This is a genomic window from Cyclobacterium sp. SYSU L10401, from assembly GCF_010993705.1.
GTDB lineage: Bacteria > Bacteroidota > Bacteroidia > Cytophagales > Cyclobacteriaceae > Cyclobacterium.
The window spans coordinates 369,932-393,826 of the sequence record NZ_WOFO01000003.1; the positions used below are offsets into that span (position 1 = coordinate 369,932).

At 43.6% G+C, this 23,895-nt stretch carries 19 protein-coding genes and 1 tRNA gene; 14 read left to right on the top strand and 6 right to left on the bottom strand.

What is annotated here, in order from left to right; all coding sequences use genetic code 11:
• Positions 1–353: 353 nt before the first annotated feature.
• Positions 354–815, top strand: a complete 462-nt coding sequence (locus GL182_RS09430; protein ID WP_163379410.1) for a (2Fe-2S)-binding protein — start codon at positions 354–356, stop codon at positions 813–815.
• Between the two features lie 2 nt (positions 816–817).
• Positions 818–2,974: a xanthine dehydrogenase family protein molybdopterin-binding subunit gene (locus GL182_RS09435; protein WP_163379411.1), complete on the top strand. Its 2,157-nt coding sequence runs from the start codon at positions 818–820 to the stop codon at positions 2,972–2,974.
• A gap of 58 nt (positions 2,975–3,032) precedes the next feature.
• On the opposite strand, the gene GL182_RS09440 is transcribed toward GL182_RS09435, so the two are convergent.
• Positions 3,033–3,431 (bottom strand): hypothetical protein, encoded by a 399-nt coding sequence (locus GL182_RS09440; RefSeq protein ID WP_163379412.1) that lies wholly within the window; start codon positions 3,429–3,431, stop codon positions 3,033–3,035.
• A gap of 89 nt (positions 3,432–3,520) precedes the next feature.
• Here GL182_RS09440 and GL182_RS09445 point away from each other — a divergent pair, with 89 nt between their 5' ends.
• The 4 genes from GL182_RS09445 to GL182_RS09460 are packed head-to-tail and all read left to right on the top strand — an operon-like array spanning position 3,521 to position 6,258.
• Positions 3,521–4,084 carry a LemA family protein gene (locus GL182_RS09445; protein WP_163379413.1) on the top strand — a complete coding sequence of 188 codons (564 nt, stop codon included), beginning with the start codon at positions 3,521–3,523 and terminating at the stop codon, positions 4,082–4,084.
• 7 nt (positions 4,085–4,091) lie between these two features.
• A complete protein-coding gene (locus GL182_RS09450; RefSeq protein WP_163379414.1) occupies positions 4,092–5,027 on the top strand; it encodes a M48 family metallopeptidase in 936 nt (311 codons plus the stop codon).
• 33 nt (positions 5,028–5,060) lie between these two features.
• The gene (locus GL182_RS09455) at positions 5,061–5,969 is read left to right on the top strand and encodes a DnaJ C-terminal domain-containing protein (RefSeq protein WP_163379415.1); all 909 of its coding nucleotides are present in this window, start codon (positions 5,061–5,063) and stop codon (positions 5,967–5,969) included.
• Positions 5,962–6,258 carry a chaperone modulator CbpM gene (locus GL182_RS09460; protein ID WP_163379416.1) on the top strand — a complete coding sequence of 99 codons (297 nt, stop codon included), beginning with the start codon at positions 5,962–5,964 and terminating at the stop codon, positions 6,256–6,258. The genes GL182_RS09455 and GL182_RS09460 overlap by 8 nt, the downstream gene beginning before the upstream one ends.
• A 15-nt stretch (positions 6,259–6,273) precedes the next feature.
• Here the strand turns inward: GL182_RS09460 and GL182_RS09465 are convergent.
• Positions 6,274–6,348 (bottom strand) — tRNA-Val (locus tag GL182_RS09465).
• A gap of 78 nt (positions 6,349–6,426) precedes the next feature.
• On the opposite strand from GL182_RS09465, the gene GL182_RS09470 reads away from it, so the two are divergent.
• The 4 genes from GL182_RS09470 (at position 6,427) to GL182_RS09485 (ending at position 14,196) form a co-directional block, all read left to right on the top strand.
• Positions 6,427–7,749, top strand: a complete 1,323-nt coding sequence (locus tag GL182_RS09470) for a neutral/alkaline non-lysosomal ceramidase N-terminal domain-containing protein (protein ID WP_163379417.1) — start codon at positions 6,427–6,429, stop codon at positions 7,747–7,749.
• Between the two features lie 16 nt (positions 7,750–7,765).
• The gene (locus GL182_RS09475; protein ID WP_163379418.1) at positions 7,766–10,768 is read left to right on the top strand and encodes a PVC-type heme-binding CxxCH protein; all 3,003 of its coding nucleotides are present in this window, start codon (positions 7,766–7,768) and stop codon (positions 10,766–10,768) included.
• 769 nt (positions 10,769–11,537) lie between these two features.
• Positions 11,538–13,433 (top strand): exo-alpha-sialidase, encoded by a 1,896-nt coding sequence (locus tag GL182_RS09480; RefSeq protein WP_163379419.1) that lies wholly within the window; start codon positions 11,538–11,540, stop codon positions 13,431–13,433.
• 508 nt (positions 13,434–13,941) lie between these two features.
• A complete protein-coding gene (locus GL182_RS09485; RefSeq protein ID WP_163379420.1) occupies positions 13,942–14,196 on the top strand; it encodes a hypothetical protein in 255 nt (84 codons plus the stop codon).
• A 705-nt stretch (positions 14,197–14,901) separates the two neighbouring features.
• On the opposite strand, the gene GL182_RS09490 is transcribed toward GL182_RS09485, so the two are convergent.
• The gene (locus GL182_RS09490) at positions 14,902–15,753 is read right to left on the bottom strand and encodes a universal stress protein (RefSeq protein WP_163379421.1); all 852 of its coding nucleotides are present in this window, start codon (positions 15,751–15,753) and stop codon (positions 14,902–14,904) included.
• 590 nt (positions 15,754–16,343) lie between these two features.
• Here GL182_RS09490 and GL182_RS09495 point away from each other — a divergent pair.
• On the top strand, positions 16,344–17,567 hold the full coding sequence (locus tag GL182_RS09495) for an IS4 family transposase (RefSeq protein WP_262889335.1): 1,224 nt from the start codon (positions 16,344–16,346) through the stop codon (positions 17,565–17,567).
• Positions 17,568–17,736: 169 nt separating this feature from the next.
• On the opposite strand, the gene GL182_RS09500 is transcribed toward GL182_RS09495, so the two are convergent.
• Positions 17,737–17,997, bottom strand: coding sequence for a 6-bladed beta-propeller (locus tag GL182_RS09500; protein WP_163379423.1), 261 nt, complete (start codon positions 17,995–17,997; stop codon positions 17,737–17,739).
• Between the two features lie 694 nt (positions 17,998–18,691).
• Here GL182_RS09500 and GL182_RS09505 point away from each other — a divergent pair.
• The 3 genes from GL182_RS09505 (at position 18,692) to GL182_RS09515 (ending at position 20,354) form a co-directional block, all read left to right on the top strand.
• A complete protein-coding gene (locus tag GL182_RS09505; RefSeq protein WP_163379424.1) occupies positions 18,692–18,928 on the top strand; it encodes a hypothetical protein in 237 nt (78 codons plus the stop codon).
• Between the two features lie 83 nt (positions 18,929–19,011).
• Positions 19,012–19,476, top strand: coding sequence for a PIN domain-containing protein (locus GL182_RS09510; protein WP_163379425.1), 465 nt, complete (start codon positions 19,012–19,014; stop codon positions 19,474–19,476).
• 437 nt (positions 19,477–19,913) lie between these two features.
• Complete coding sequence (locus GL182_RS09515) at positions 19,914–20,354, top strand: hypothetical protein (protein WP_163379426.1); 441 nt, start codon at positions 19,914–19,916, stop codon at positions 20,352–20,354.
• Between the two features lie 232 nt (positions 20,355–20,586).
• Here the strand turns inward: GL182_RS09515 and GL182_RS09520 are convergent, their stop codons facing one another.
• On the bottom strand, positions 20,587–22,698 hold the full coding sequence (locus GL182_RS09520) for a PQQ-binding-like beta-propeller repeat protein (protein WP_163379427.1): 2,112 nt from the start codon (positions 22,696–22,698) through the stop codon (positions 20,587–20,589).
• Between the two features lie 297 nt (positions 22,699–22,995).
• The gene (locus tag GL182_RS09525) at positions 22,996–23,157 is read right to left on the bottom strand and encodes a hypothetical protein (protein ID WP_163379428.1); all 162 of its coding nucleotides are present in this window, start codon (positions 23,155–23,157) and stop codon (positions 22,996–22,998) included.
• Positions 23,158–23,895: the final 738 nt, after the last annotated feature.

Consider the following 23,895-nt stretch of genomic DNA (forward strand, 5'->3'; position numbering starts at 1 on the left):
CAAAATTTAATTATTAAAAATAGAAGTTCAAAAAAATTATTTGCCTTTTTTTAAAAAAAATATGCCGCTGGGAATAAATAGATTTTTGGGTTTTGGGCTTTGGTAAATTAGATCAATTATAGATAACTGTTTTTCAGGCTTCATTTTGCATCATTTCTATATTTGCCATTAAATTTTCTCTGATTTTTATTAAATTCCAACCAAAATTAAAAGCTATAGTCTTTGATAACTGTCTATCAATTAAAGATTTCTAAAATCCTGGCAAGTTATCCCAGCATATAACCATTGAAATAGCAATCAATTGAATTACAACTGATAAAACTTTAAATTCAAAAATTAACATTAAGAAAAAAATGGCTAACTACAAACTTCAAATCAACGGAAAAAGCTATGAGGTGGATGTCGATGAAGACACCCCTTTATTGTGGGTTCTCCGTGACAACCTCGGGCTGGTCGGGACCAAGTATTCCTGTGGCATTGCCCAATGTGGTGCTTGTACCGTGCATATCAATGATGAAGCAGTAAGGTCTTGTGTCTTACCCATTTCTGCCGTAAAGGATGATAAGGTGACTACCATAGAGGGGTTGTCAGAAAAGGGAGATCATCCGGTGCAACAGGCATGGGAAGAGGTGGATGTGGCACAGTGTGGCTACTGTCAGGCAGGTCAGATCATGACTGCTGCGGCACTACTCAAAAAGAATGCGGCACCTAGTGATGAAGAAATTGTGGAAGGTATGAATGCCAATATTTGCAGGTGCGGTACCTATCACAGAATCAAAGAGGCAGTAAAGTTGGCATCAGCTAAAACCAAATAACCATGGAAAAAGGATTGAAAACAAATAGAAGAGATTTCTTGAAAATTGCTGCCACTGCAGGCGGTGGACTTTTGATTGGGTTTAACTGGTCTGGTTGTGATTCCCCTAAAATGAAGGTGGTCAGTGATGAGGAAGTGTTGAACAGTGCCTTGAATTTCAATAGTTATTTATCTATTTCACCTACAGATCATGTGGTTATATATTCGCCCAACCCAGAGCTGGGTCAGAATATCAAAACTTCATTTCCGATGATCGTAGCCGAAGAACTGGATGTTGACTGGTCTAAGGTAAGGGTGCAACAAGCTTTCCTGGATACTGAAAAATATGATCGTCAGGTGACGGGAGGCTCAGGAGCCATGCCACACTCCTGGGAAAGATTACGAACTGCCGGAGCTACGGCAAGGCAAATGCTGATGGAAGCGGCTGCCAAACGGCTGGGGGTTTCCATAGACGATTTGAAAACGGAAAATGGGCAGGTAATTCATGGGTCGAAAAAATTAACCTATGGAGAATTGGCAAATGAAGCTGCACTTGGTCCGGTTCCGGAAAATGTAAAACTGAAAAACATCAATGATTTTAAAATCATTGGTACGCCGGTAAAAAATGTGGACAACAAGGCCATGTTTACCGGGCAGCCGTTGTATGGCCTGGACATTTACCGGGAGGGAATGGTACATGCCATGATTCAGCGTCCTCCTTTTGGCATGAAGCTAAAATCAGTAGATGCTGAGGCCGCCAAAAAAATCAAAGGCGTGAAAGATGTGGTTACCTTTAAGGAAAACGTAGCCATTATTGGGGAAGCTACCTGGCCTTTGATGAAAGCCAGGAAGCAGTTAAAAGTACAATATGAACCTGTAGACGGTAAACTCGAATCCACTGCCTACCACAACCAGGTATTTGATGACATGTTGAATACTGGAAAAGGAGACATCAAGCGACAGGATGGGGATGTAAATGCGGCTTTTAGTACCGCTGCCAAGGTGGTAAAAAGTGAGTATCAATGTCCGTTTTTATCCCATAGTCCGATGGAACCCATGAACTTTTTTGCCCATGTAAAAGCCGATGGGGTAGAATTGGTAGGTCCTACACAAACCCCGGACCGGGCAAGAAATGCAGCGGCTGAGATCTGCGGTGTTTCACCAGACAAGGTGACTGTGGAGATGACCCGTTTGGGAGGCGGATTTGGTAGAAGACTTAGGGCCGATTTTGTTGAAGAAGCGGTAGAATTATCAAAAATGCTCAATGCACCAGTGAAATTGACCTGGTCCAGAGAAGATGATATTACCGGTGGTGCCTATCGTCCTGCCGTGAAATACAGGTTTGAAGCAGCTCTGGATAGCGATAACAAGCTGGTTGGGTACAAATTGAGAGGTGTTGGGATCAATGCTGGCAATTGTACCCGGGAGAATAACTTTCCTTCAGGATCGGTAGAGAACCTTTTGATAGAGTCACTGGAGTATAAATCTCCGATTACTACCAATGCCTGGCGGGCACCCATCACCAACTTCCTCGCTTTTGCGGAGCAGTCCTTCTTAGACGAAGTAGCTGAAGCTGCCGGAAAAGACCCGGTGGCATTCCGGTTAGAATTATTGGATAGAGCAAAATCCAACCCTGTAGGAGAGATCCATTACGACATAGACAGGATGAAGAAAGTAGTAGAAACTGTGGCGGAAAAATCCGGATGGGGTAAAAAGCAGGGTGTTTCCCAAGGTATTAGTGTGTATTTTTCCCACAGATCTTATGTTGGCCAGGTGGCCGAGGCCAGAATGGTCAACGGAGCACCTGTTTTGGATAAAATATATGCTGTGACCGATTGTGGCATAGTGGTCAATCCTACGGGAGCTGATCAGCAGGTAAGAGGGGGAATGGTAGATGGAATGGGACATGCCATGTTTACCAACATGACCTTTACCGATGGCATTTCAGACCAGAAAAACTTTGATTCTTACCGATTGATCAAAATGAAGGAGATTCCTGAAATAGAAACCCATTTTATCAAAAATGGAATAGATCCTACAGGGCTGGGAGAGCCGGCATTGCCACCTACGGGCGGAGCCATAGCCAATGCCATTTACAAGGCCTCCGGAAAAAGGGTAAGGAATCAGCCTTTTATGGAGCAGGAAGAAATGAAAAATGTCAAATTGGGCGATCCTGCCTGAAAGTAAGTGTTTTATTAGAATATCAAAGGCGAAAACAGGGTGTTTTCGCCTTTTTTTCTCATTGCATAGGCAAGCCGGAATCTCTGTCATCACCTACTTCCAAAACCTCGGTGACCACATATTCACTTGCCCCTCTCCAGGGGATGGGGTTTAGATATTCCTTATACCTGAGCTCTACAAATTTTCCTCCTGACCTTTCCAGTATCATAGATACGGAATCACCTTCAATTGCACTAAACCTGAATTCATTGCTTTGCAAGGCACCGGGGTTTGGGCTTTGAAACCCATCCTGAACCAGACGGCCTTCCCAGGTCTTGAAAATAAATCCCTTTTTTTCAAAATAATTCAAATTACCGGCTTTTACTCCTTCGGCAAAAACGAAATAGTACCTCCACCAAAAAACTCCGGCAAGGATAATGACCAGCAGAACGATTCCAGGGCCGATAAATTTTTTCATAAGCTTAAAATTGAAGTTATAAGGCATTAAATATAAGAATAAATCCCAATTTTTGTATATTCAGACTTTATTGGATAAAACCCCAGACTATGAGTACTACACTAATTATCGTTATTGTTGCCGTACTAATCGGTATTTTCATTGTTTCACTTTATAATAAACTGGTTGCTTATAAGAATAACCGGGAAAATGCCTTTGCTGACATTGATGTGCAACTCAAACAAAGACATGACCTTATTCCACAGTTGGTGAGCAGTGTAAAAGGATACATGGAACATGAAGCAGGGGTCCTGACCCGGGTTACCGAAGCAAGGTCCAGGGCAATGAAAGCTTCTACCATTGATGGTAAAATCGCCGCAGAACAGGAATTAGGTGCCGCCCTGCAAGGATTACAGATCCAGGTGGAGGCCTATCCGGATCTAAAAGCCAACACCAACTTTTTACAACTCCAAAATGAGATATCTGATGTGGAGAATAAACTGGCCGCCGCCAGGAGGTATTTTAACTCGGCTACCAAGGAATACAATGTTGCCGTGCAAAGCTTTCCTTCCAACCTGATCGCCGGCATGTTTGGTTTTCATACCGAAACGATGTTTGATGTAGGAAATGCGGAAAGAGAAAGATTGGACCAGGCGCCTGAAATAAAATTTTAACCCATAAATGGCTACTTATATTGGGATTCAGACCCAAATCAGAAGAAATAATATGCGGTCTGTTTTGCTATTGCTGGGCTTTCCGCTGTTAATTCTGGCAGCGGTATATGCCTTTCTATATTTTACCCTACCTCCGGAGAATACCAATGCTTCCATTAATGATATTTTCCTGGATACCATCCCCGGCGTATTGATTGCAGTGGCCATTTGGTTTGTGATTGCCTTTTTCTTTCATACAAAAATGATCAGCGGTGCGGCAGGAGCTAAACCTTTGGAAAGAAAGGAAAACATGCGGGTGTACAATTTGGTAGAAAACCTGTGCATTAGCAAGGGCATGAGGATGCCAAAGGTAAACATCATAGAAGACCAGGCACTAAATGCTTTTGCCAGTGGGATCAATGAAAAAACCTATACGGTAACCTTAACCAGGGGGATTATCAATGAGCTCAATGATGAAGAACTGGAAGGGGTCATTGCCCATGAATTGATGCACATTCGCAATAAGGATGTAAGGTTGCTGATCATCTCCATTATTTTTGTGGGAATCTTCTCTTTTATTGCTCAGATTCTTTTCAGAAGTATGCTGTACGGTGCCGGACGGAGAAGGGGTAAAAATGACAACCGGGCCATGCTGATCGCCATGGTGATTGCCTTTATTGCATTTCTGTTGAGCATGCTGTTTAGGTTTGCCATTTCCAGGAAAAGAGAATACATGGCCGATAGCGGTGCTGCTGAGATGACCAAAAAACCCTGGGCGCTGGCGGCTGCATTGAAGAAAATCTCCGGAAACTACCGGGTTCAATCGGTTAAAAGTGATGATGTTGCCGAATTGTTTATTGAAAACCGACCCGATAAATCATCCGGTATTTTATCAGCCATTACCGGCTTGTTTGCAACTCATCCACCCATAGAAAAAAGGATAGAAGTATTAGAGCAATTTTAACACAAAAATGGTCAGCATAAAGACTAGTGGAAAATGGATTTTATAGATTATTACAGCCTACTGGAAATACCCAAAACGGCCAGTCAGGAAGAAATAAAAAAAGCCTATAGGAAACTGGCCAGGAAATATCATCCTGATCTCAATCCTGATGACAAGGAATCGCAAAAAAAGTTTCAAGCCATCAATGAAGCGAATGAGGTCCTGAGTGATCCGGAAAAAAGGAAAAAGTACGATCAATTTGGGAAGGACTGGAAACATGCCGAAGCCTATCAGCAAGGAGGAGCTCAGCAGGGTCAGGGAAGGAGCAGATCGCAGCAATACAGTGCCGAGGATTTTGAACAGGCATTTGGGCAGGGAGGATTTTCCGATTTTTTCGAGTCCCTTTTTGGAGGAAGCGGTAGCAGATCAGAGTCCAGGATTCGATTTAAAGGACAGGACCTCAATGCCAGCCTGGAATTACCTTTAAGGGAGGTTTATAAAACACATAAGCGCACCTTGGATATCAATGGCAAAAAAATAAGACTGACCATCCATGCCGGAATAGAAGATGGACAAACCATTAAAATCAAGGGGCATGGGGGGGAAGGAGTCAATGGGGGGCCAAAAGGTGATCTCTACATTACTTTTAAGATTTTACCAGATCCTACCTACAAAAGAGAAGGAAAGGATTTGTTTAAAACTGAAAAGCTGGATTTATATACGGCCGTTCTGGGAGGGGAAATCATCGTAGAGACGCTTAATGGCAAGGTTAAATTGAATATCCCTCCGGGTACCCAGAATGGTACCAAGGTAAAATTGAAAGGAAAAGGCTTCCCCCGATATAAAAATGAAGGGCTTTTTGGAGATTTATTTTTAACTTATCATATCAAAATTCCGAAAAACCTTAGCGAAGAAGAAAAAAAGCTGTTTACTCAATTGGCAAACCTGAAAGCACATGAATAACCCGGACGAATCTTATATACCCATTGATTTGTTTTGTAAAACCTGTGGGGTAGAAATCGCTTTTGTACAAAAACTATCTGATTATGGCCTTTGTGAAGTGGTGATAGTAGAAGAGAAAAGCTATATTCTGCCGGATCAGGTATCAGATTTGGAAAAGCTATCCAGATTGCATTACGAAATGGAAATCAACTTAGAAGGTCTTCAGGCCATTGTCCACTTACAGGAAAAAATCAAGGCATTGAAGGAAGAAGTGGATTTATTGCAGAGAAAACTTGACCGGCATCAATAATGGAAGTTAAAAAAGTAGGTCGTACCAGGCTCGAACTGGTGACCTCTGCCCTGTCAAGGCAGCGCTCTGAACCAACTGAGCTAACGACCTGATTCTTGCCTGCAATATTACAGGATTAAGGTTGAATAGGCAACATTAAGATTCCAAAATTATCAAATACCGTAAAAAATGCGAAAAGGCTCAGTATTCCACCTATCATTTACGATTGTATTCCTGGTTTTTTCTTTAAGTATTTTCCATTTTGGCAAAGCCCAAAGCTTGAAAGCAGCAGTGGTGAAAACCGATATCACCCCTGAAGACAGTCAATGGCTGCTAGGGTATGGTCCCCGTAAGTCTACAGGTGTACACGATAAAATTTACCACAAGGTTTTGATTTTGGATGATGGGGATGACACTTTTTGTCTGATATCCTCGGATATTTGCCTGGTGTCTCCGGCCGAATACGATCGGGTAGCGGAAAAGATCCACAGTAGGTTTGGTATACCCGTATTGAATATCTGGTGGACAGTTACCCATACGCATTCCGCTCCTGAAGTTGGGCCTCCGGGTTTGCCAGAAGCCTTTATGGGTGATCGGTATGAACACGAGTGGGACAGAGAGTATACCCAAATGGTCGAAAATAAGATGTTGGAAGCCATAGAAGAAGCACTCAGCAACCTTGAACCTGCCAAATTGGGATTGGGTTGGGGATTTTCCCAGGCAAACATCAACCGCAGGGCGATAGATGAATCTGGAAAGGCTTCCCTGGGTTTGAATCCTGACGGACCGGTAGACCGGAAAATCGGGCTGATCCGGATAGATAAAATGGATGGTAGCCCTTTGACCCTAGTTTCCAATTATGCCATACATGGCACTGTATTGGGTCAGGAACATACGGCCATCAGTGGAGATGCCCCGGGTATTGTAGCCGAATATGTAGAAGAAAAAATAGGTGTCCCCATGCTGTTTATCAATGGTGCCGCCGGAAATATTGCTCCCATTTATAGTGTTTACCCCAACCCGGCAGCGGGACATCTGAGCCAATTCAAAGTTTTATTAGGGGATAAAATCCTGGATGCTTATCAGGGAATTGGAAACCTGTCCGAAAAAATAGACCTGCAGACTTCTGCCCTTACAGTGACTACCCCCAGGAAAGATGGACTTTCCTGGCCTTCAGATCTGGAAAAGTACACGAATAATGATGCCGCAGGTAATCCGCAAGTCCTGTTACCGGTGCGGTTTTTAAGAATCAATCAAACTGCCGCCTTGTGGAGTGCTCCATTGGAACTCTTTTGTGAATTGTCCAACGAAGTTCGTCAGGATTCTCCTTTTCCCTTTACCTTTTATTATGGGTATAGCAATGGTTGGCTGGGTTATTTGCCCACGGCAGCAGCCTATGCCCATGGTGGATACGAAGTAGAGAGGGTAAATGCTTTTACTCCAAGAGCCGGTGATGACCTGATCTCCGCTGTTTCTTCTTTTTTAATGGGATGGTTGTCCGAAAAAAAATGAATAGCTTGTTACTATTATGAGAAACGTACTATTTCATCTACCAGCATTCCTGTACCTACTGACGGTAGTGAGCGCCTGCCAAAATGAAAATTCTCCTGCGGATCTTCCGGCTGGTTTTGAATTGGACGAGCGGTTTCAGATGGAGTTAATTGCAGCTGAACCCTTAGTGGCAGATCCTGTTGACATGTGCATCGATGGAAAGGGAAGGGTGTTTGTGGTAGAAATGCACGGCTACCCCCTGGATGTAAGTGGCAGTGGAAAGGTAAAACTTTTGGTAGATACCGACGGGGATGGAGTCATGGATCAGCATACGGTATTTGCCGATAGTCTCATCTTGCCTACGGGCATCATGGCTTGGAAAAAGGGGGTGTTGGTTACAGACCCTCCACATGTACTTTACCTGGAGGATACCAATGAGGATGGAATAGCAGACAAGCGCGAGGTGATTTTAACAGGTTTTGCCCGCTCCAATCCCCAACATAATGTAAATAGTCCCCGCTATGGTTTGGACAACTGGATTTACCTGGGCCATGAACCGGCCGTTACTACGGTAATGTTTACGGAAAAATTGGGTGATAAAGGCAGTGAAATCCACTTTCCATTTCTCCCGGAAGGACCCCAACTGCCCGTCAACGCCGGTGGCAGAAGCATTCGATTCAAGCCGGATGGATCCGGATTGGAACGCTTGGCAAGCCGGACGCAATTTGGCCATGCCACGGATAAATGGGGAGAACGATTTCTGATTAACAACAATAACCATTTGATTCACGAAGTGCTTCCGGCCAGGTATTTGGGTAAAAACCCCTTTTTCCCGATTAGCAATGTCACCCAATCCGTATCCGATCACGGTAATGCCGCCGAGGTGTATCCCATCACGGATAATCCCGAACATCAGCTCTTGACAGATATCGGAGTCATGACTTCAGCCTGTGGAATCACCCCTTATTTGGGTGGGGCATTCCCCGAACCATTTGATCAGGTGATCTTTACGGCAGAACCCGTTAGTAATCTGGTTCATGCAGACATTTTGCAGGACAAGGGAGCCACCTTCACCGGCAGCCAATTATACACTCGAAGTGAATTTCTTCGATCCCGGGATGCCTGGTTCAGGCCGGTTAATATGTATCTGGGGCCGGATGGCGCCTTGTACTTGCTGGACTATCACCGAAAAATCATCGAGCATCCGGAATGGATGGCGGATGAAGTGACGCAATCCGGAGCCCTCTATGAGGGAACGGATAAAGGCAGAATCTACCGAATCAGTCCAAAGGGGTCGGGAAAGGCCGATTGGTCACAGTCCATTGATTTGGAGCAGCTGACGGAACAAGCCTTAATCGAAAAATTATCGCATCCCAACCATTGGTGGCGATCCAATGCGCAACGAATTTTGGTGGAGCGCAACCCGAATCCCTTACCCAGGCAATTGATGGAACTTGCTGGAAATGCCAGCCAGCCACTGGGCCGCCTTCATGCGTTATGGACCTTGCATGGTTTGGGAAAATTGCAGGCAGAACAGGTGAAAGAAGCATTGCAAGATCCGGAGGCAGGGGTCCGGAAAAATGCCTTGAAATTGGCGGAGTTTTTTCCAGACAAACTGGCAGGCTGGAAACAGGACCTAACGGCGATGGTCGATGATCCGGATCCCAAGGGTAGGTTTCAGTTGGTAAACACATTGAGCACGCTTTCAGAACCATGGGCATTTGCTACGCGTATGGCCGTACTGAAAAAGGATATGGACGATGAATGGGTGCAGTTGGCGGTGCTGGCCGCACCGTTAGGGAATCAGGAGGATATACTGGAAGAACTGATCAGCGGGTACCGTGCCGATCAGCCCGGATTCAATGAGATGATCGAGAAAGCCGCTCGCATGCAGGCCGCAAGGGATGGATTTGAAGCAGTACAGACTAAAATAACTCCATTAGTGCAGGCAATTTATTCTACAGCAGGTTGGGAGCCCTCTCTCATAAAGGGCATGGCCTCCGGTTTGCAACATTCCCTGCCTTCGGGAAAGGGCTGGGAAGACCTGCAGCAAGCAATAATCCTGCAGCTACCGGTGATTTCCTCGCTGCCACTAAAAAATGCTTTTATTGATTTGGTGTCCCTGGGACCAATACCCGAAATCCCGGCACAAAATAAAATAGTGCATCAGGCATTCGAAATTACGCTAAATCCTTCCGAGAAGGAGGAGGATCGATTGGTTGGGTTGCGGATCATGGGGCTTTTTCAGCCTGAAAATGTATCCCAAGAATTAAAGCAATTGATTCAACCACAAGAGCCGGTCAGGTTACAGCAAGAAGTACTTTCCTATTTGAGCAATACGGCCGATGGGGGATATGCGGACTTTTTAATGGAGCGGTGGAAGGGACTCAGCCCGGAGGTGAGAAATACTGCGGTTGGTTCTCTTTTAAATAGTGACTCTCGCATTCATGCGTTACTGGACGGGCTGGAGCAGGGAACCGTTTTGCCTAGTCATATTCCCTGGGGCAATACGGTCTTTTTGATGAACCAAAAAGACCCGGCCATCCGGGATAAGGCCAGGGCTTTGCTGGTGCCTTCGGAAAGCGAAAGAGAGGATGTCATTCGTTCGTTCCAGACTGCCCTTGAGCTGGAAGGCATGCCTGAAAAGGGCCTGCAGGTCTACGAAGAGAATTGTTCCATTTGTCATCAAATGACGGAGGAGCGGGGAGAATTGTATGGTCCCGACCTGGCATCCCTTCGAAACCGACGCTATGAAAGTATCCTTAAGGACATCCTTGATCCCAACCTTTCCATAGCAGACGGTTATGATCTTTGGCAAATAGAGCTGTCCGATGACCAAACCGTCCAGGGAATCATTTCCCATGAGACAACCACTGCCATTGAGCTAGTGCAGGCCGGCGGTTTAACCCGGACCATTTCCCGGTCAGAGATTTCCAGCATGCAAGCCCTGCCGGTGTCAGGGATGGCCCAGGGGTTGGAAAATCAAATCAGCGTGGAAGAGATGGCAGATTTACTGGCATTTATTAAGCGAGGATTGTAGCGAACTCCCCTTGGTTTTCAGCTAGACTCAAATAGCGTATGCGCATAAAAACAACCCTAAACCAATTTCGAATAAAGAATGTATAAGTAATAGAATATCAGTATCTTGATGTTTGATTTTTAAACGTAATTTTAATTTATTAAATGCAGGTCTAGTTTTTTAAATCAAGGCCTAATTGATTGAACTTAGGTCAAACTAAAGCGGTTTTGGGACAAGCATAAATAGGATATCAGCTGGATTGGAAAAGAGTAGTGCTTCCCACAATGAACGGCATCTGGCTGGAATTTTACGTACCGAGAAATCCGACAGTAAACGAAATCCCCCTTTTTTAAAGGGGGCAAGGGGGATTTACGGACGAAAATCGCATCAAAATCGTAATGACTCGTCCTGAAATAGGTTTACAGATTTTAATTTTATTCATTGCTAGTCCTACCACAAATTTACATAAGCGCATAGATGGGATGGGCACGAAAAAATCCCCCTGCACCCCCTTAAAAGGGGGATTTGCTGAAATGCATGATTGAAGCTAAATAGGTGCCATTTAAACGGGCTGAAAAAACTACTCGTGAATACCGTTACTGGTAAACCGAATGTACCGAGAAATCCGACAGTAAACGAAATCTCCCTTTTTTAAAGGGGGCAAGGGGGATTTTTCCTCAGTCCGTATGTTTTTATTTATTTTTTAGCGCATAAATTTCGGCTTTACCCATTTTTTATCTTAACTAGTAAGCCATTTATTGATGCCTCGTACTTAGTTTGTTTTGACCCAATGAGCATAAAATTAAGCCCCATCCATAGCCTTTTCGTTGCCCTGTTATTTGGGACATTTGCAGGCAATGCAGGTTCTGCTTTAGCCCAGGCAACCGATTGGAGAAATATTGAAAATGGCCTGGTCATTCCTGACAAAAGCTATAGTGACCAGCCCTACATCGTAAAAACGGATGACGGAGCCTGGTTATGCGTGATGACTACCGGAGCCGGGCATGAAGGTGCCAGTGGACAGCATATCATCAGCCAGCGAAGTGTTGACCAGGGCATTACCTGGGAAGATAGGGCAGAAATAGAGCCCGCAGATGGCCCTGAGGCTTCCTATGCCGTGCTTTTGAAAGCACCTTCGGGTCGGGTATTTGTATTCTACAACCACAATACCGACAATCTCAGGGAAGTGAAAGGAGAGGATCCTCCTTACAAAGATGGTGTGGTTAAAAGGGTGGACAGTCAGGGCTATTTCGTCTTTAAGTATTCCGACGATCACGGCCAATCCTGGTCGGAAGGCCGGTATACCATTCCGGTACGTGAATTCGAAATCGACCGAAACAATCCCTATCAGGGGGATATCCGCTTTTTCTGGAACGTTGGTAAAGCCTTTTCACATAACGGGAGCGCCTTTGTTCCGCTGACCAAAGTAGGCGGCTTTGGGAACGGGTTTTTCACCTCCAATGAGGGGGTATTGTTAAAGAGTGATAATTTATTTACAGAATCAGATCCCAATAGGGCTGTTTGGCAAACCCTGCCCGAGGGGGATATTGGCCTGAGAACCCCTGAAAACGGAGGGCCGATTGCTGCTGAACACAGCTATTCCGTACTAAGTGACGGTTCCTTCTTTGTGGTTTACCGTTCGCTGGACGGGCACCCGGTATACAGTTACAGCCGGGATCAGGGCAAAACCTGGGATCCTCCGCAGTACATGAGGTATGCAGATGGTCGGTTGATGAAACATCCCCGGGCAGCCAATTTTGCCTGGAAATGCCAAAACGGAAAGTTTCTGTATTGGTTTCACAATCATGGGGGTAGATTTATCAGCGAACATCCCAATCCGGGATCCATTGGCTACAATGACAGAAATCCCGTGTGGATAGCAGGAGGAAAGGAAGTAGATGGGGATGATGGGAAAATCATACAATGGAGTCAACCCGAAATCCTGCTTTACGATGATGACCCCTTGATTAGAATAAGTTATCCTGACCTGATAGAGGCCGATGGCAACTATTATATGACCGAAACCCAGAAGGACATTGCCCGCCTCCATCAGATTGACAGCAGCTTTCTCAACACCCTTTGGAATCAATTCGACGCCGTCTCCCCGGTGAATGATGGGCTAAAAATAAATTGGCGGGGAGAAGGTTCAGCGCTACCTGCGGAGCTGCCTGCAGCAGCTATGCCTTCTTTTCGGATCAGAGATACCAACACAGCCGATTACAGGGGTAAAAACACTGCGAATGGTTTTACCATTGAAATGGGCTTTGTGCTTCATGAACTCAGGGAAGGCCAGGTGCTGGCAGATACCAGAGATGCTTCCGGCAAAGGCTGGTGGATAAGCATTTCGGAAAATGAAACGTTGGAATTTCAAATGAATGATGGCCAGACAGGTGCGGTTTGGAACGCTGATCCCGGATTATTGAAGGCCGGTAAGCGCCATCAGGTAAGTATCATTGTGGATGGAGGGCCAAAGATCATCGCATTTGTCGTAGACAAGCGCTTAAATGATGGGGGAGAGGACCGGCAATTTGGCTGGGGCAGATTCAGCCCCTTTTTCCAGTCTGCCGCAGGTTCACCTACCTTAAGGATAGGGCCAGATATAAAAGGAAAAATAAATTATTTACGATTTTTCGATCGGGCACTAATGGTAACCGAAGCCCTGGCCAGCCAGCGATTCCAGGAATAAGGGAATCAATACAGGCCAATACATCCTGAATTCTATGGAATAGAGGGGGCGGCATTTTGGACCGGAAATTTCAGTTTATAGACAATAAAGCCTAGCCAAATGTAAAATCATGGCTAAATTAGCTTACAGTTTCAGGGGGAATAAAGTGCAGTGTGCAGGTCATTTGAACGTTAGCGAGCATTAATAGATGGATAACACCGATAGCCAAACTCAAATATTGTTTGATAATAGAAATAGTCGGTTAAAGTCCTATCGACTTCGATTCTTAATTCAAATATTATGGTAATTACCGTTACTGGGAACTCCAACCATTTTATTGTACCGAAAGGACGGAGTAATATCATTGTATCTTCTGGTGCCATTTATCATTTTGTGGATTATTTGGGATTACCTCGATGAAAAAAGATTTAAATACAGGACTTTATTGATCTCATTGGAAACGAGTACCGACAAGTTATTTATTGAAAATATTGATCGAAAAGACCGACAGATTAAAATGTCAATTGACTTGAAAAAAAGTAAAGTTAAACTAAAAGAGCTTCGATTTGGGAGACTTAATGTTCCAGGTTATGAGCTGATTATTTGTGAAGGTTCCGAAGTCGTGTATCGGCAAAATGATAGCTCAATAATATCAAGACGGACCATTAAGAAAGTAGCAGAACAGATAATTGAATATCAAGTTAAAAAAGGACGGCAGCAAAAACCGGTGAACTTAATAAAGAAATTGAAAACGAAAATAAAAATACCCGGTAAAAGCACCTAAAGAAATATGGGTTAGTTAGTGGTTTCCGCAATGTTCGTTTTTCGTGGCTTCCTTTGTCATGGGCGGACAGGAAAGTGATCCGTAATGCCTCAGGTTTATTAATAGCGATCCATTTGAATACTGAGGAACCCTGTTTACAGTCCGTATGGATGGTGTCATTTAGGCGAGCGTAGCCTGTCCCGCAGTTGAGAGGGAAACGCTATCCGGGCTCATTTACGGAATTCGGGAATTCCGATAAAATCGGGAGACGGACCTGCCCGTCCTAACGAGAAATTTCCTGCAACGGGATAGGTGTGAGTGAAGGGGCAGGGTTATTCAGTCCCATCACATCGACCCACTTGAAAGACAGGATGAATATATGGATGGAGAGCAGAACGGTACTGATCAATCAGGACACACAAGGGGCAATATCACAAAAACATGTATAAAAAACAGCAGGACAAATACTATCCCCATAATCAAAGGATAAAAGAGCGATTCGCCTTTGCCTTTTACAGATGGCTTTAGCAAGTGGGTAATTAACCCATGGACAGCTCCGGCAAACATTAGAAAAGGCACTAATGCAAAAAGGACTAGAAAATCAGAATTGTACTTATCTGGTGCTATACCGTAAAAGTAAACCCCTACGATAATAGAGAGTACTAATATTGTCCAATATATCTTTCTTGCTACCACTTCTTTATAATTTTCTTGGTGATTCGGTCTTTATTTCTTTTCCAGTACACGCAAATAATGCTCGTTGAAACTCAGTAAGGGTATAGAAGTGTGGAACTCCATTTTCTTTACAAGATCACTGTGAAACAACCTGTCAACAATTCCTTTACGCTCCTTTTCAAGCATCACCAATAGATTGAACCCCTGTTGATTGATGTACGCATTAAGCTCCTCATAGATATTGTCTACCAACAGTAATTGAATCGTGATGCCATCATAATTAATCCTGTCTTTCACCAAATCCTTAAACCATTCCATCTTCTCAGCGCCCTTATATTCATTGGGTGTACTTACGTGTGTTACTGTAATTTCAGAATCAAATGGTCGGACAAGTGCAGTCAACTTTTTGAGCGCCGGTATATCGGCTTCGTGAAGGTCTGTTGCATACAGTATCTTTTTTAAATCGCTATCAACAGCATTTTCAGGAACAGCTAAAACTGGAACAGGTGATTTGTTGATCAATTCCTTTGTTGTGCTGCCAACAATGACTTCTTTGACCTTGCTTCCTCCTTTAGTGCCAATGACCACTAATCCTGGATCATTTTCTCTGATAACAGAAATAATAGCTTTTACAATAGAAGTACTTTCGGCTGCAATGTATTTTATATTTATATCCTTTGCATACTGATCAAATATTCCTTTCAGCTTATTTTCCGATTCACAGATGGCCTGTCTTTCCATTTCAAGCGCATCTTCCGTATAAGGATAGTTCCATGAAGTTGGAATATCAAACACATGCAGCATGATTAAATTTGCTTTATGCTTCTGAGCAATTTTTAATGCCTGAATAAAGGCTTTTTCTGCATTCTCAGAAAAGTCGGTAGCATATAATATTTTCTTCATGCCTATTTTCGCCTCGTAAAATTGATTCATCAAATTTAATCAATCAAGTTCCGATCTACGAAGACTTACGTCATTCTTTAGCATGACTTTGGTCATTTTATAAAAGAATAGATTGCGTTACTATTCTGTCCTTATATGAATGCCTTATTTTTGATATTAGGAAGTGGCTTGCTGATGAACATCTGACTTTGGAGATATTAGATAACTAAATACGGCGCTTTTAAAAGATAGGAATGGGGCCAATTTGTCAGTAATTGCTGAACTTGTGGAAAAGGAAATGCACCGGTTTATAGAGATGGAAAACAATTCCAGGTTTGTCGGAAAGATCAACGTGACGACCATAGATGATCTTTGATCGAGAAAGCCGGCCTACAATAACGAAGCTGTCTGTCGGGTCTGATTGCCCTGCAATGCTATTAAGTTAAGAAAAAAATGTCCTCAGGAGCTAAAATAAGCCGGTTTTCCTTATGAAAACCGGCCTACTTTAGGTAAATTATGTCGTCTAAAACATATAGCTTTGAAGGTACAAAATATCAACCAAAACTCGACGGATATATCTTGGGATTGTCCGAAAAAAAATCTTTGAAAAAATTCAATCGACAGAAAATCAGTCCTTTTACTGTTCAGATCCTGCCCATTTTTCCAGATCTTCCCCACTCGACTTCCAAACTGTAGTACTTTCGGTGCTCCAGCTGTTCAAGGAATACGCCGATTCTGATACCGAAGATGTCCTTTCCAAGCTGGGGAAACAAGAAGTCGCCGGAAGTGCTTTCTCACAGGCGCGCAATAATATTGAATGGCAATTTTTTTCTGATCTCTTCGCTATTAGTTCAGAAGATTATGACAGGTTCACTACTGCCAGATGGAAGGGGTACAGCGTCTTTGGCGGCGATGGAAGTATGCTAAACCTGCCAGCATCCAAGCAGATCAGAGGGTATTTTGGAGTTCAAACCAATAGTTTAAAGACCTCTCTGGCTAGGATACTTCTTGTCTATGACGTACTTACCGGCCTTACGCTACAGGCAAGACTCGGAAGAATGAGTACAGGCGAATCCGGCTTACTCGATGACTGCCTGTTGGAAATTCCACCCAGGCCGGATGACCTGTTGATGCTGGACAGGAATTTTGGAAACTTCCATATTGCACACAAAATGACCTGCGAAGGAAGACCCTTCTGCATCCAGACGTCTACCGGGATATCCAATTTTGCAAAAGCCGTAATGGCCGATAGCAGGATGGATTTTATCACCGAATGGGCACCAAGTAGATCGGAGAGGGAAACAGCCAAAACATCGGAAACGATACGGGTAAGGGTAACCAAAGCAGTTCTTGATTCAGGTGAAACCGAATTGCTGGTGAACAGTCTACTGGATATGGAATCAATTAAAACTGAAGATCTTGTGGAACTTTATGGCATGAGATGGGGTGTTAAGGAAGGGATAAAAAACTTGAAGCCTAAGATTAAAGGAGAGCAGTTCGGATGTAGAAAGCCGCAGGGAATCTATCAGGAATTTTATGCCCATATCCTGGCCATGAACCTGGTAGCACTTGCCGGAATAGCTGCTACTGAGCAGATTGAAAAGAAAAGTAGGACCAGGAAAAAGAAACGGAAATTGACGTACAAATACAACTGGAAAAATGCCTTTCTACAACTCAGGAAAAGGATTGTGGAGTTGTTCAGCCGGGAAAGTGTGGAAAAAATATTGGAAACCCTGGTCAACAAGATAGCCCGAAAGCTGGTAGCGGTAAAAAATGGGAAGGAAATTCTCGAGAAAGGGTCTAGGAAAACCGGCAAGGACCAACCAATACTATAAATAGGAAAAAACGGAAGGAAAGAGAAAAAAATACAACATATCGCCCGAAAAATTGCTACCTGTTTTAGGTGCAGGGAAAAGTATGCCCATAACCTGATAAAGAGCCGTAAACCGATAGCTGAAAATCAAATTTATTCCATTTTGAAACTAAAATAACAAACCAAAAACCTTAACTTAATAGCATTGGATCCCTATCCCGAATATAAATGTGCCTATCGGACTTAGTAATAGCACCAACGTTTTGGACAAGTAAATCATCACGCGTTTCCAAAGGAATTTCTTCGATTGATACGGCTATTTCGGAAAGCATCAATTCTTCACCCATTATGTCTATTCCTTTAATAGAAGGAATTTTCCCTGAGTTGGACGTACAAGAAAAGGTTAAAATAAGTACAATTGTTAAGAGAATATATAGATTGGATATTTTCATATTTGAATTAGGCTTTTAATAAATAATAATTGCAAAAAACAGAAAATGCCATGGTCTTTATTAAAATTAAGGTTTGAAAATAAAAAAACTATCTATACTTATATCGCTTTGACTGCCAATAAAATTACCGAAATTTTCTATCTTTTGACGAATGATGCATTGAATTTGACAAATCCGTCGAAAAACATCGTCTGAGAAATAAACCAAAAATCGAAAGGTTAAATAAGGAACTGAAAACAACTTGCCTGACGACAGTCAGGTGTGCCAGATTGAGCATTCAAGGCATCGTTCCTTCAATAATTTCATTTCGAACTTGATAAAAGGCTTGATTGCTTATACTATTTCAGTATTATTAGCTTTACCAATTTTCAGATTCGCTTGGGAGGTATTGATTATCAATCCGTTATTTAGGTATTTTTGGCTAAAGCCGAAATGTTGAGATGCCATCTATAGGAATGGGCTAAAGCCGGATTCCTATATTCACCATTCAAGGCACTATTGAGGAGGAGTTTTGGCCAAAGTCACTGTTTGTGAAGTCAGATTATTAGTAATGCGATAATACCCAATGGTAAAAATTTTTGATTATTGTATCAATTGCCTAATAGCTGTAGGGAATTTGGTATCCAGATCTCCATGGCTTTAGCCAAACCTTTGAACTTAAATTTCCTTAATCCATAAATTAACCTTTACCACGTTGAAAACCGCACGAAAACGCCCGTCATATAACCCAATTTACCTGCAAGCAAAAAAAGCAACAGTGCAAGGATTAGCAAGTGGTTTTGACGCAAAATATGAAATGATTAATTTTGATTGGCACCGAATAGGGGGTGAAAGTGGTTTCCACAAGCTTTTGGCACTTTGCAAATTTAGTTTCAGGAAGACAGAAAAGCGCTTCAAAATGCCCTACCTTTCATTCCTGGAACCGTTATGAACCATGCAAAAAACACATCTTGAAGAACGAACTGTTTAAAAGAAAATAATTCGTATTTTTATGAAGTTTATACTATTAAAAAGGTGAAGCAAAGAATTTACATAGACACTTTGGTTTTTGGGGGACATTTTGACGAAGAATTTACAGAACATACTGTTCCACTGTTTGATAGGATAAAAAAAGGTGAATTTGTTGTTCTTTATTCAATCATTACGCAAGATGAACTTGAAAATGCGCCAGAACATGTAAGAGAACTGGTAAGAAATCTAAAAGCTGACCTAACGGAATTTCTTGAGATTTCCGAAGAGGCAGTTGACTTAGCCAATGACTACATTTATGAAAAGGTGGTTGGTCGAGCAAGTTATGCTGATTGCTTACACATTGCGTTAGCTACAATAAACAGGGCAGACTTTTTGGTCAGTTGGAACTTCAAGCATATTGTAAACATTGAAAGAATAAATGGTTACAACTCAATTAATATAAAAAACGGGTATAAACAATTGGAAATTCGTTCACCAAGAGAATTTGAAAAATATGAAGACGACTGAAAAGACATTTGATGCGGTGAAGTTTATGCGAGAACAGCGGGAAAGGTTAAGTGTGAACTTAACAAAAATGACAAAAGAAGAGATTTTGGAATACTTCAAAAAGCGTAAAACAACGACATCGGTTAGGCCGAGTTCATAATCATGGATGTCCGCAGGCCATACGCCTGTGGAGCACTCCTCAAAATTTATTCTGATAATCGGGCCCACCGAGCGATGGATCTTTCCGGATCGTGACAGGCTGTATCCACCCTGTATCCTGGCCTTTCGCTAAATTGACTCGCTGCGCCAAATCATTTCTTAACGCTCCGCCTCAGTTCACCGGATGGCAGGTTGCGTCCGACAAAAAGATAGGGTCCCCCCCGCCGTTCATAGCTACAAAGGTGATTGGAATACAAATAAAGAATCGGCTATTAGAACCGTTACAACATGTTTGAAAAATGATACAAAAATTATTAATAGGATTTATTATAATTTTTACAGCCTGTGGAGAGAAGAGTAGCCAGGAACAAAAATTTTCAGTTTCCATTGAAACGCCCCTTCTTTCAGACGCTCCAAATGAAAATCCAAAGATTAAAAATGCAATCGAGAAGATAATAGACTTTCTGAGGTCTAAAAATACTCCAATAGACAGTCTCTATTTAAAAAACTATCAAATTGATTCGATTCCATGGACTTTCGACATTCAGCATTATAATACCTTTGTCTACGAATTGCAATGGAAACGTGAGCAAGAGAGAGTAGATTCCCTATTGAGAATAGATTCAACTGGATCGGTCGAATATTATATGATACCTGCTACAGGAAATATAAGCGGATATGACAGATGGATTGAATATTACCCCAAAACAGGAGAATTTAATGACTACATGTTGCAATAAATATAATAACCTATGCCAAATTTGTAGTTTCCCCCCAGATTTGGCTGATGAGGAGCGCTTTATACAACACCGGAGATACGGTCTTCCCGATGAATTCGGACCGGCTGTATCCAACCTGCATCCCGGCTCTTCGCTAAACTGACTCGCCGTGGTGCATCATTTCTTACCGCTCCATCCCAGTTCATCGGATTGTAGCTTGCGCCCGAGAGAATGACATATTATCAAAACTGCATCAATCGGGCAGACTAAATACAAACACAGCCCCCTCCGGGTGGGGTTTTAGTTTCGAGCCTCCTACTGAGATGGCCAGGTATTGCTTGCCATTTACAGCGTATATACTGGGCGTAGCATGTCCCTCAGCAGGTAGCTGGTATTCCCATAGTACTTGTCCGTTGTCTTTGTCAAAGGCCCGGATTTTGGCATCAGCAGTGGCAGCAATAAACAGGAGCCCACCGGCTGTTACGACCGGACCCCCATAATTCTCTGTGCCGGTAATCGGAACACCCCGTTTGGTCAGCGCTTCGTATTCTCCCAGCGGCACTTTCCATTTGATGGTCCCGGTATTCAGGTCCACCGCATTTAGTGTGCCCCAGGGCGGCTTAATGGCGGGATATCCTTTCTCATCGTTCCAGCGTTGGAAACCGCGGAAGACATAGGGTGGGGCGTTATCATCCCGATTATCTTTTGAGCCTATCGCCTTTTCTTCACTAAATAGGAACGATACGATGGCGTCCAGGCGGGATTGCGAAACCTGATCAAAGGCGGGCATGCGTCCTCCTCCCTTTTTCATTACCTGCATTACCGTTTCCCTGGTTAATCGGCTGGGCGCCTCCTCAAGGGAAGGAAAGCCGCCGGAAGGATTGCCTTTACGATCCGTTCCATGACAGGAGGCGCAATGGATCAGGTATTGCTTTTCGCCGGTAGGCAAGGGGCTGCCATCAGCTTTTTTTGTTGGAACCAGCTGGTAAAACCAGGGGATCTCATTTACGTTCACATACAGGATTCCCTCAGGATCAGCCGCAGCGCCACCCCATTCCATCCCGCCATCGTATCCGGGAAACATGATCGTCTGGTCGGTACCGGGGGGAGGGTAGGCCCCATAATTTCCCGATTGACGGAATACCTCTTTGCTCATTTGCTGCGCTCGGGGAGAAATAGTCGAAAAGTCCTCCGGAGTATATTCCTGCCGCATCAATGGCGGTGGTTTGGTTGGAAAAGGTTGTGTGGTCCAGGTTTGGATTTCGTCGATTTTAGTGGCTGCTTGTGGACGTTCTTGAATCGGCCAAAGGGGTTCTCCGGTAAGCCGGTCAAACACAAACAAAAGCCCCATTTTTGTACCTACAGCAACAATGTCAACCTTCTTCCCCTCGTGCGTTACCGTCAGTAAAGTCGGTGGCTGAGGAATGTCCAGATCCCAAAGATCGTGATGTACCAGTTGCTGGTGCCAGAGTCGTTTTCCGGTATTCGCATCTAGGGCAATGAGCGAGTTGGCAAATAAATTTTCTCCAAACCGGTTGCCTCCATAAAAATCCGGACCGGCCGTCTCGGTGGATACATAGACAATGCCGCGCGGTATATCAATGGCCAGACCGGACCAGTCAGATGCCCCTCCGGTCTTTTCCAAATAGTTTTCCGGCCAGGTATCGGATCCAAATTCACCAGGCCGGGGCAAGGTGTGAAAAATCCACTTTCGCTTTCCGGTACGCATGTCAAATGCACGCACCGCACCGGGGACATCTTCTCCTACATTGGCTCCAATGATAAATAGGTCCTTGTAAATCTGCCCCGGAGTATTGAGCGTTACATTTGGCTTGCCCGGGAGGTCCATTTCGGCACCCAGGTGAATGGATCCATTTTCGCCAAAAGAATCAATAAGTTCGCCCGTTTTGGCATTCAATGCAAAAAGCCGGTTTCCTTTCATGGTGAGTAGGCGACCAGCTTCACCATCAGGCCAATACATCAGCCCCCGTTGGTCTCCATCCGCAAGGGATTCATGAATCTCAGAAGGATCAAACGTCCAATGTTCCTTCCCTGTCGCCCCATCCAAAGCCACCACCCGGCTGTGCGGGGTAGCCGTGTATAGCCAACCGTCGACAATAAGGTTATTCGTTTGGTAATTGGCAGCCTCACCGGTTTTATACGTCCAGGCCAGTTCCAATTGGGCCACATTGTCTTTGTTTATTTGATCCAGCCTGGAGTACTGGTTGCTGGTAGGGTGACCCAGATAGGTCGCCCAGTCAGCCCCGGCACCTTCTGGATTGGTTTGGCTACAGGCAGCCGTGAATAAAACCAGGAAACATACGAAGATGAGGTGGTATATTGAAAAATAGTGATCGTTGTCCATGGGTTACCGGATGAGTATTTGGTGCATATATTATTAACCTGAGTTCGACCGAATTTAATAATAAAACTGGTATTCCGGGAATTAACTTTTTTAAAAAATGTAGAAATTCGGATGACGTTGAATTTTTACAACTCATTGTTTTTTACTATTTAGTAAACCCGTCCTCACTAAGGGGTTCATCTTTACTGCGAGAATTAACTTTTTTTAAACCCAGAAATCGGGATGACGATAGGTTTTTTTGGAATATATATTTGGTCGTATTATCAGGGTTATGGCTTGAAATTAGCTATTTTTCCTTTAATTATCTGTACTTTTTGTCCCGATTTTTTCATCGGGAACAAAAAAATCCTTCCCCCCACCAGCCTCCTGCGCACCCCGGTTTTTTGTCGGTCCAGCGCTCTTTGCGTATTTAAATGTAGCTCTTCGATTTGTATTATTTTTTTCGGTGGTTTTCTTCAATAAAAAATGGATTTAATACGTCATCGGTAGACCTAATATTTTAAAAATCGCAGAAATAGGGATGACGGTATTTGTTTATAACTATTTATAAATCAATATTTTAAAAAAAATAAAGAGTGACATCAAATCACCTCCCCCCAGCCCCCTCCTGTTTTCAGGAGGGGGAGACAGGGGGTGGTAAAAACACGTTATCGGTAGGGTGCGTTTTAGAATAATAAAGGCTATCGAAAACATTCCATGCACCCGTGGCAGTCTGAACGGATATGTATACGTCCGGTGTATTCCATTGTCATTCTTCATTTTGCTGTCCTAATCGCTTCGATTCAGATTGCTCCCTTCGGCTCCGCTCAGGGACCATAGCAATGACGACCGGTACCGTCACTGCGAGGGTGCGTTTTTGAATAACAAAACCTATCGAAAACATCCCATGCACCCGTGGCAGTCTGAACTGATACGTTTACGTCCGGTGTATTCCATTGTCATTCTTCATTCCTGGCGTAATCGCTTCGATTCAGATTGCTCCCTTCGGCTCCGCTCAGGGACCATAGCAATGACGACCGGTACCGTCACTGCGAGGGTGCGTTTTTGAATAACAAAACCTATCGAAAACATCCCATGCACCCGTGGCAGTCTGAACGGATACGTTTACGTCCGGTGTATTCCATTGTCATTCTTCATTCCTGGCGTAATCGCTTCGATTCAGATTGCTTCGCAAGGCTCGCAATGACGGTATAGCCA